The sequence below is a fragment of the Exiguobacterium sp. A1_3_1 genome (assembly GCF_048985645.1).
In the GTDB taxonomy this organism is placed as follows: domain Bacteria; phylum Bacillota; class Bacilli; order Exiguobacteriales; family Exiguobacteriaceae; genus Exiguobacterium_A; species Exiguobacterium_A indicum.
Genome location: NZ_WBYY01000213.1, coordinates 1 through 4,675, shown reverse-complemented (window position 1 = coordinate 4,675; position 4,675 = coordinate 1). Strand labels below are relative to the sequence as shown.

The window sequence follows — 4,675 nt, the reverse complement described above, 5'->3', positions numbered from 1 at the left end:
ATCGATATGAATCAAGACTCCATTAAGTTGTTCCCGTCCTTCGGCAACTTCAAACCGTGTTGGGAGCTGTGTCTTGAATTTTCGTAGGACATCTTCCTGGCGCATTCCGAGCACGCCGTTCAGTGGACCTGTCATCCCGACATCCGTGATGTAAGCTGTTCCTCCGTCAAGGACACGCTCATCTGCTGTCTGGACGTGCGTATGTGTGCCGACGACAGCTTGTACTCGACCGTCGAGGTGATAGCCCATCGCAATTTTCTCACTCGTTGCTTCCGCATGGACATCAACGAAGATGGCATCAACTTTTCCTTCGACTTCGGCAATCAGTGCATCGACGGTACGGAACGGGTCACCGAGTGGTGGTAAGAAGACCGTTCCTTGGACGTTGATGACGGCAATCTTTTTATTACCTGCTTTGACGATCATCATCCCACGACCTGGCGTGCCTTCCGGGTAGTTCGCCGGACGGACGATTCGATCCGCGTCGTCGATCCAGTCAAAGATGTCGCGGTTATCAAATGTGTGGTTCCCCATCGTGATCCCGTGGAATCCGAGTTCAAGGAATTGATGATAGATCGACTTCGTGATGCCGCGTCCGTGTGCCGCGTTTTCGCCGTTGACGAGCATGACGTTCGGGTTGTACTTCGCTTTCAGGCGTGCTGTGAATTGTTGCAGGATGTGTCGACCGGGTGCACCGACGACGTCTCCGATGAATAAAATCTTCATTGCTGTTCCTCCGTTCATTAAAAAAAGTGGCGGTCGCCCGCCACTCCACTTATTTCGCGTATTCGACTGCTCGTGTTTCCCGAATGACCGTGACCTTGATGTGTCCCGGATAATCGAGTTCTTCTTCGATTTTTTTCCGGATGTCACTCGCCATCTTGTGAGCCAGTACATCATCGACGACGTCAGGTCGAACGATGATACGGACTTCACGACCCGCTTGGATCGCAAATGATTTTTCGACACCGTCGAACGATTCCGAGATTTCCTCGAGGCGTTCGAGACGGCGGATATAACTTTCGAGTGTCTCTTGACGTGCACCTGGACGAGCAGCAGATAATGCATCCGCAGCTGCAACCAAGACGGAAATGACAGATGTCGCTTCCGTATCCCCGTGGTGGGACGCGATCGCATTGATGACGGTTGGATGCTCTTTGTACTTCGTACCGAGCTCGACTCCGATCTCAACGTGACTGCCTTCGACTTCGTGGTCGATCGCTTTCCCGATATCATGCAGAAGACCCGCACGCTTCGCAAGCGTGACATCTTCTCCAAGTTCAGCTGCCATCATACCTGCAAGGTGGGCAACCTCAAGTGAGTGATACAGGACGTTCTGTCCGTAACTCGTACGGTACTTCAAGCGACCGAGAATTTTGACAAGGTCCGGATGAATGCCGTGGATTCCGACATCATACGTCGCTTCTTCCCCGATTTCTCGAATCCGCTCGTCGACTTCACGACGGGATTTGTCGACCATCTCTTCAATACGGGCCGGGTGAATCCGACCATCCTGAACCAATTTCTCGAGCGCCATTTTAGCGACTTCGCGACGAATTGGGTCAAAACCAGACAAAATGACGGCTTCCGGCGTATCATCGATGATCAAGTCGATCCCAGTCAAGGTCTCGAGCGTACGGATGTTGCGGCCTTCCCGTCCGATGATCCGACCTTTCATCTCATCGTTCGGCAAGTTGACGACCGATACAGTCGTCTCTGCGATATGTTCAGCGGCGAACCGTTGAATCGCAAGTGACAAGATGTTACGTGCTTTCTTGTCGGCTTCTTCTTTTGCTTTTTGTTCGATTTCTTTTTGAAGAATGGCTGCATCATGTAAAGCAGCCTGTTTCGTCTCATCCATGATGATCGTTCTTGCCTCGTCTTGCGATAAATTCGCGACGCGGACAAGCTCTTGACGTCCCTGTTCATACAGGTCCTCTACTTTGCGCTCTAGTTCTTCAGCTTGATGCTTCCGTTTCGCGATCTCTGCATCACGTGTATTGATTTGATCTTCCTTACGGTCGATAGCGTCAACACGGCGATCGAGTGTCTCTTCTTTCTGGAGCAACCGGGCTTCTTGTTTCGCTAGCTCTTGGCGACGTTCACGCAATTCTTTTTCCACTTCGTTACGAAGTTTGAATGCTTCATCTTTCGCTTCGAGTACTGCTTCTTTTTTCGTTGCCTCAGCCGATTCACGCGCACGTTCGACGATTTTGTTCGCTTCCGTTTCTGCGCCTTGAATTTTCGCTTCTGCAATCGATTTCCGCAAGAAGTAGCCTACGATGAATGCGATCAGCAAAGTGAGGAGAAGTATGACAATCCAAGTCAGTGTACTCATGGGTTCACCTCCCCTTTGCAAGGTGTTTCTTAGTTCATTTCGGTATTTCATCGAAGCTGTCTAAAAAACGTACATCTATATTGTAAGGATAGCACTCGTTCATTGTCAACGAACGGACGGGAAAGAATTCCACTGTTTTCCTCTTTTACACTAAAAAAGAGAGGATTCGCACGCGAATCCTCTCTGAAACGGTTTATTCAGCAAATAGATCTTCTGGTTGTTCTGCTTCGAAATCAACCGGCTCTTCGCGATCGACGAGACCGTGGTGTTCACGAATCAAACGTTCGACCTCTGCTGCGACTTCCGGATGCTCGACCATGTATTGTTTCGCGTTCTCACGCCCTTGACCGAGACGTTCAGAGTTGTACGAGTACCATGCACCACTCTTTTGAACGATATCAAGGTCTGTTCCGATGTCGATCAACTCGCCGACTTTCGAAATCCCGAGACCATACATGATGTCGACTTCCGCTTGTTTGAACGGAGGTGCGATCTTGTTCTTGACGACCTTAATCTTCGTTTTGTTACCGACGACGTCCGTACCGTTTTTCAACGCTTCCGCACGACGCACTTCTAAACGAACAGACGAGTAGAATTTAAGTGCACGACCACCTGGAGTTGTTTCCGGGTTACCGAACATGACACCGATTTTTTCACGAATTTGGTTGATGAAGATGACGATCGTCTTCGATTTATTCGTTGCACCAGACAACTTACGAAGCGCTTGGCTCATCAAACGTGCTTGCAAACCGACGTGTGAGTCACCCATCTCGCCTTCGATCTCTGCTTTTGGTACGAGTGCCGCAACAGAGTCGACGACAAGAATATCGACCGCACCAGAACGAACGAGTGCTTCCGCGATTTCAAGTGCTTGTTCCCCAGTGTCCGGTTGTGACAAGAGGAGCTCATCGATGTTGACACCGAGTTTATTTGCATATGCTGGATCAAGCGCATGCTCCGCATCGATGAATGCGGCTTGTCCGCCTTGTTTTTGAACTTCTGCGATTGCATGAAGCGCAACCGTCGTTTTACCTGACGATTCAGGTCCGTATACTTCGATGACCCGTCCACGTGGGTATCCACCTGCACCTAGGGCAATATCTAATGTAATCGATCCAGAAGAGATTACTGATACCTTCTGATCCGCATTTTCTCCGAGTTTCATGATAGAACCTTTACCGAACTGTTTCTCTATCTGGCGTAACGCCATCTCAAGTGCTGCTTTACGATCACTCACGTAGCAGGCCTCCTTTTAATTATCTTACTGAGATTATTGTACTTCTTTTGAGACCGAATGACAAGCATTTTACGAACATTTATTCGCATACTTGCACTTCGATCATTTTTCTTACTCTGATGATTTTTCGAGATGTTTCAGTAAAAGGAAATAGGTATCCTTGACGGCGCGCAGTCGAATCATGCCTCTGTCGAACGATGGATATTGCCATTCGACGATCCGTGTTCCATGTGCGTCCGCAACAGCACAATAGACCGTTCCGACCACTTTTCCACTGTTGCTCGTCGGACCTGCTTCCCCCGTCAAGGCGACGGCGATATCGGATTGATACAGTTCTCGTGCCCCTTCAGCCATCGCAATCGCTACCTCTTTACTGACAGCAGTATGCTCTCGTAATAAATCCTCTGGTACCGATAACACGGCTTGCTTCGCTGCATCATCATAGACGACAGCGCTCCCGCGCAATACTTGACTCGCACCGCTGACATCAACGAGACCACTCGCGACAGCTCCTCCCGTCAGTGATTCGGCGAGCGAAAGTGTCAATCCTGCTTCTTGATACCGTTTTAGGACGACTTCCGGCAGACTCGTCTCCCCATATCCATAAAAGTACATGCCGACTTCAGCAAGGACGTGTTTTTCGAGTTCATCGAGCATTCGATCGGCTTCCTGTTGATCGAGTGCTTTAGCCGTCAGGCGCAACCGGACTTCAGCGAGCTCCGCATACGGTGCGACCGATGGATTGGTCGCTTCCTTGATCAACGTTTCTAGACAGTCGTTTAAAGCCGATTCCCCGATTCCGAAGAATCGTAACGTCCGAGAACGAATCGTTTCTTGACCGAATAGATGACTGAAGTGATCTTTGAGGATTTGCTTCATCTCGCGTGGCACACCGGGTAAGACGATATATTGGTGATGCTCGGTCTGGACCGACATACCAGGAGCAAGCCCTGCATCATTGCGTAAAACCGTCGCACCATCGATGACGAGAGCTTGTTTTCGTTCGTTGATCGTCATCTCCCGTTGACGTGTCTTTAAAAATCCTTCGATTCGCTCGTACGCCGCTTGATCGAGGACGAGATCACGTCCGAGGAGATCAG

General features: G+C 49.8%; 4 protein-coding genes. All 4 read right to left on the bottom strand.

Annotated elements, in window-relative coordinates; translation table 11 throughout:
• A partial coding sequence (locus tag F8N00_RS16300) for a TIGR00282 family metallophosphoesterase (RefSeq protein WP_421018589.1) occupies positions 1 to 726 on the bottom strand: 726 nt, incomplete at its 3' end.
• A gap of 49 nt (positions 727 to 775) precedes the next feature.
• Positions 776 to 2,338 carry a ribonuclease Y gene (gene rny, locus F8N00_RS16295; RefSeq protein WP_023467703.1) on the bottom strand — a complete coding sequence of 521 codons (1,563 nt, stop codon included), beginning with the start codon at positions 2,336 to 2,338 and terminating at the stop codon, positions 776 to 778.
• Positions 2,339 to 2,531: 193 nt separating this feature from the next.
• Positions 2,532 to 3,575, bottom strand: coding sequence for a recombinase RecA (recA, locus tag F8N00_RS16290; RefSeq protein ID WP_023467702.1), 1,044 nt, complete (start codon positions 3,573 to 3,575; stop codon positions 2,532 to 2,534).
• Positions 3,576 to 3,686: 111 nt separating this feature from the next.
• Positions 3,687 to 4,675 (bottom strand): CinA family nicotinamide mononucleotide deamidase-related protein (locus F8N00_RS16285; RefSeq protein WP_421018588.1); only part of this gene is annotated, 989 nt, incomplete at its 5' end.

What these genes read in the sequence shown, in the direction of transcription:
- rny (WP_023467703.1), bottom strand. Translation starts at nt 2,338, where the DNA reads ATGAGTACACTGACTTGGATTGTCATACTTCTCCTCACTTTGCTGATC.